Origin of the sequence: Pelagibacterium montanilacus (assembly GCF_003992665.1) — a bacterium.
Classification (GTDB): Bacteria; Pseudomonadota; Alphaproteobacteria; order Rhizobiales; family Devosiaceae; genus Pelagibacterium; species Pelagibacterium montanilacus.
The window spans coordinates 1-3,694 of record NZ_RZMX01000034.1; the positions used below are offsets into that span (position 1 = coordinate 1).

A 3,694-nucleotide genomic window follows, 5' to 3' on the forward strand; every position below is an offset into this window, starting at 1 on the left:
CGCCAAGTGCGCGATCTTAACGACGCCCTGAGAACCAGTTTCTTCGGTGGGCGATGGATACTCACCACCGGCGTTCTCGCACTGGGCGCGCCGATCGCCACCAAGGCCGTCCGATCCATACAGGCCTTCGACGGTTTCACCCCCGACAATGATCCCTATGGAGAGCACGATTTCGGGTCGATCGTGGTCGAAGGGCATACCCTGTTCTGGAAGATCGATTACCTCGACAAGCAGCTCGAGTACGGCTCTCCCGACCCCACCAATCCAGAGGTGACCGAACGGGTTCTGACCCTGATGCTCGCGTCGGAATATTGAGGGATGCGATGGGGGTGTTCGGGGAGGGTTTCGGCTAAAACATTGACATAATTGTCTTTTTGGGCTATGCTGGCGCTGCACGGTGCTGTGCATGGCGGTTCGTGCCGCTATCGCCGTCACCGATGTGAACCCTGATCCGAGCCCCCCATGTGGGGGCTCTTTTGTTAGAAAAGGACACGACAATGGCCGTACCTGCTCAGAAACTCCCCGGTGAGGTCACCGACCTCCCCGCCATCGTGCTGATCGGACAATCGGACAACGAAAAGCCTCGCGGCTCCTGGTTCGCCAAGACCGATCGCGCCTCGGCCAGGAAGGCTGCTGCGCTGACCGGGATGAAGGTCGTTCCCGTTAAATCCGGCAAGCTCACCGAACTTGCCCTCAAGCTGCCCAAGGGGCGCATCTTCTCAAGCGGGAAGGCTTTTGCCCCGCTCATCCAGCCCAAGGTGTACGAAGCCCTCCTGCCGCATGCTGCTAATGCCCCTGCGCCCAAGGCCGGCGATCTGTTCGCGTCGGGAGAGGCAGAGGCGCCCAAGCAGGACAAGGCCAAGGATGCCGGCAAGGATTCGGGTAAGGGTGATGTCGCCGCCAAGCCCAAGGAAAGCTTCCCGCCCGACTGGGCCCGCATCAGTGTCGGGCACACGGTTCTGGCCTATTCGCCAGATGACGAAGCGTGGTTCGAGGCGCTGGTGGTCGAGGCAGCCGCCGACGGCAAGTTCGTCCTCAAATGGCGCGACTATCCCGAAGACGACGCCTTCACCAAGCGCCGGGCCGATCTCGCCCTGAAGTTCCCGGAGGGGCAGAAGGCCGCGGGGTGATCACCTTTGAGGCTCAGCCCTGCTTTCGCTTGCGCCCAGAGGGCAATGGCTTGGGAGGGCTGGCTTCTGGGTCAACGGGGTCAAAGAGGGCCGATACATGCACATTCAGAACGGAGGCAAAGGCCTCCAGCGTGATCACCGTCACGTTCTCGGTGCCGCGCTCAACACGCCCGACATAAGAGCGGTCAATGCCCGTTTCGAGCGCAAGCCGCTCCTGGGACAGGCCTTTGCCCACCCGCAGTCGTTTGAGGTTCCAGCCGATGGTTTGCCGCGCGTTCATGCGGACCATCAAAGCCACACAGGGTGCTTGACAATCGACGGACTGTCAGTCCCCTATTTGGCGTCAAATTTGCTCGCCCGTGCGGGGCAACTCACTTGGGGGACTACCATGAGAATAGCAGTACTCGTCATTTCGCTATGCCTGACCATGATCGTCGGGCTCCAGTCATGCGCCGTTATGGTCGGCGGCAACATCACGTCCGATACCGATACCGCTGCAGGAGGAGCGGCGGGGATCATCCTGGCCTTCCTGTTCGTCCTGGGCGCGGCGTTCGCCATGGGATTGCCCCGCGTCGCGATGGTCATGTTCGGGCTCGCGGCTTTGATCGGGCTCCTGACGGCCGCGACCACGGTGTTCTCGGACATGTGGATATGGGGCGGTATCGCCCTGGTGCTCTCGGTGATGAGCTGGTTGGGCTATCGCGAGCTGGCCAAGAAGAAGAACGCCGCTGCGGCGCCGGTCGGGGGTGTTGCCCAATGAACGCCTATCTCGATGGCATGCGCCGCTATGTCGACTTCCGCGGCAGGTCGACCCGGAGCCAGTTCTGGCTGTTCACCCTGTTTTATTTATTGCTGCTCTGCGCAGGGCTGCTTCTTGACGCGATGATCGGCACCTTGGATGCGGAGGGCAATGGGGTAATCGGGGGCGTTGTTGTGCTCGCCCACTTGATCCCGTCACTTTCGGTGTTGGTGCGCCGGCTGCACGATATCGATCGTACGGGTTGGTGGGCTCTGATCATGCTCGTACCGCTGGTCGGATTGATCGTGCTGCTGGTCTTTGCCGTTACCCCTTCGACCTCCGGGGCGAACCGGTTCGGGCCCCATCCGCTCGGGGGCGCAGACCCAGGCCAGACCATGCGACCGGCAGCCAATCATGCGCCCCAAGGGGCTTCTGCGGCTCAGTCCGGCCCTGTGACCACCCAACAGCCTATCGCCGGGCAAACCGAGGGGGCAGGGGCTGATGAACTGGCCGGCACTGGCACGGCTCCAATGAATGCCGCGGATGCAGCCAAGGCACCGCAAGCTCCGACCAACCCTCAATCTCCAACAGCACCAGAGCCGCAATCCTCCAGCCCGATCTCCGACGAGACCATTGCAAGGCTCGAGCGGCTTGCAGAGCTGCGGCGCACCGGAGCGATCGAGGAGAGCGAATACGCCTCCATGAAGGCCGATCTTCTGGCCAAGACCCGCTGATAAAGGGGAGACGATTATGCGCCCCCTCAGCGCTCATACCCTCCCGCTCGCGCTTGCATTTGTGCTGTTGCCGGTCGCTCCGGCAATGGCGCAGTCGACCAATGACCTTCTGCTCATTTTCGGCCTGCTCTACGGCGCCCTGTTCATCATCTACGTCATTCCGACCGTCGTGGCCTTTTACCGGGGCCATCCCAACCGCTGGATCATCCTGATCATCAACTTCGCGTTCGGGGCCACCGTCCTGGGGTGGCTGATCGCGATGGTCTGGGCGATGGGCGCGGTGCACAGAACCAGGGACCCGGACGGCACCAATGGCGGGGAGAGCGGGCTCAATATCTTTGCCAATGACGTCAAGCGCCTGCGCATAGAGGGCATCAATGGCGTCAATCCGGCGGCTGCTGCGCCCTTGGCCGGGGATGGTCCCGCGCCGTCCCCCGAACGCCCGTCAGAGCCCGATCCCCTGGCCCAGATCGCCCGGCTCAAGCAGCTCCGCACCGAAGGCCTGTTGAGCGAGTCCGAGTTCACCCGGCTCAAGGGCCCCCTCATCGACCGATACATCTCAGCCCAAGGAGGAACTACAACATGACCAATCCGACCACACCATCACACCGCTGGAGCCGTCCGTCAGAACGCAAAGGCATGGCCCGTGCAGCTCTGGCGTTGGTGCTTGCCTCTCTCTCGACGCCGCTTTTCGCTCAGGATACCGACGAGGACAGCCCCGTCACCCCTATTGCGGGCGATTGGTATTGTGCAGATCGGGCCGAGGACATCTTTCAGGTCTCGCTCGGCTTTGGTGGATTGACGGTCAACAACATCGCCATCGTCCCCTACGAGCCATTCATGCCCGCTCTCCAGCACATTCGGCTCTCGGCATCGGCAACCAATTTCAGCGCCACCAACAGAGCCGTTGCGGTCGAGGCCGTGGGGATCGTCGGCGAGATTGAGGCCCCTGAGGCGATCGCATTTGCCCTCTCGGCCTCCGCCTCATTTGGAATGGTGAGTTCAGGGGCGAGCGAGACCATCACGTCCAACGTGATCTCCAGCGCCAATACCTTCGACTATGACCACATCTGCGTCAGGGTCACGGTCGG

At 62.1% G+C, this 3,694-nt stretch carries 7 protein-coding genes; 6 read left to right on the plus strand and 1 reads right to left on the minus strand.

Annotated features, from left to right (window positions below; translation table 11 throughout):
• Together EO136_RS10950 and EO136_RS10955 are read left to right on the plus strand one after the other, a co-directional pair.
• On the plus strand, positions 1-315 hold a 315-nt coding region (locus EO136_RS10950; RefSeq protein WP_127144467.1), incomplete at its 5' end, for a DUF3768 domain-containing protein.
• Positions 316-497: 182 nt separating this feature from the next.
• On the plus strand, positions 498-1,130 hold the full coding sequence (locus EO136_RS10955; RefSeq protein ID WP_127144468.1) for a hypothetical protein: 633 nt from the start codon (positions 498-500) through the stop codon (positions 1,128-1,130).
• A gap of 13 nt (positions 1,131-1,143) precedes the next feature.
• On the opposite strand, the gene EO136_RS10960 is transcribed toward EO136_RS10955, so the two are convergent.
• Complete coding sequence (locus EO136_RS10960; protein WP_127144469.1) at positions 1,144-1,410, minus strand: helix-turn-helix domain-containing protein; 267 nt, start codon at positions 1,408-1,410, stop codon at positions 1,144-1,146.
• 108 nt (positions 1,411-1,518) lie between these two features.
• Here EO136_RS10960 and EO136_RS10965 point away from each other — a divergent pair, with 108 nt between their 5' ends.
• From EO136_RS10965 to EO136_RS10980, 4 genes are all read left to right on the plus strand, one after another.
• Positions 1,519-1,890, plus strand: coding sequence for a hypothetical protein (locus EO136_RS10965; RefSeq protein ID WP_127144470.1), 372 nt, complete (start codon positions 1,519-1,521; stop codon positions 1,888-1,890).
• Positions 1,887-2,603: a DUF805 domain-containing protein gene (locus EO136_RS10970; RefSeq protein ID WP_127144283.1), complete on the plus strand. Its 717-nt coding sequence runs from the start codon at positions 1,887-1,889 to the stop codon at positions 2,601-2,603. The genes EO136_RS10965 and EO136_RS10970 overlap by 4 nt, the downstream gene beginning before the upstream one ends.
• Before the next feature lie 16 nt (positions 2,604-2,619).
• Complete coding sequence (locus EO136_RS10975) at positions 2,620-3,189, plus strand: superinfection immunity protein (RefSeq protein ID WP_127144282.1); 570 nt, start codon at positions 2,620-2,622, stop codon at positions 3,187-3,189.
• Positions 3,186-3,694, plus strand: a 509-nt coding sequence (locus EO136_RS10980) for a hypothetical protein (protein ID WP_164730543.1), incomplete at its 3' end; no start/stop codon positions are given. The genes EO136_RS10975 and EO136_RS10980, both read left to right, overlap by 4 nt.

Bases quoted from the DNA above. Each gene is read 5' to 3' on its own strand.
- EO136_RS10955 (WP_127144468.1), top strand. From the start codon at position 498: ATGGCCGTACCTGCTCAGAAACTCCCCGGTGAGGTCACCGACCTCCCC.
- EO136_RS10960 (WP_127144469.1), bottom strand. From the start codon at position 1,410: ATGAACGCGCGGCAAACCATCGGCTGGAACCTCAAACGACTGCGGGTG.
- EO136_RS10965 (WP_127144470.1), top strand. From the start codon at position 1,519: ATGAGAATAGCAGTACTCGTCATTTCGCTATGCCTGACCATGATCGTC.
- EO136_RS10970 (WP_127144283.1), top strand. From the start codon at position 1,887: ATGAACGCCTATCTCGATGGCATGCGCCGCTATGTCGACTTCCGCGGC.
- EO136_RS10975 (WP_127144282.1), top strand. From the start codon at position 2,620: ATGCGCCCCCTCAGCGCTCATACCCTCCCGCTCGCGCTTGCATTTGTG.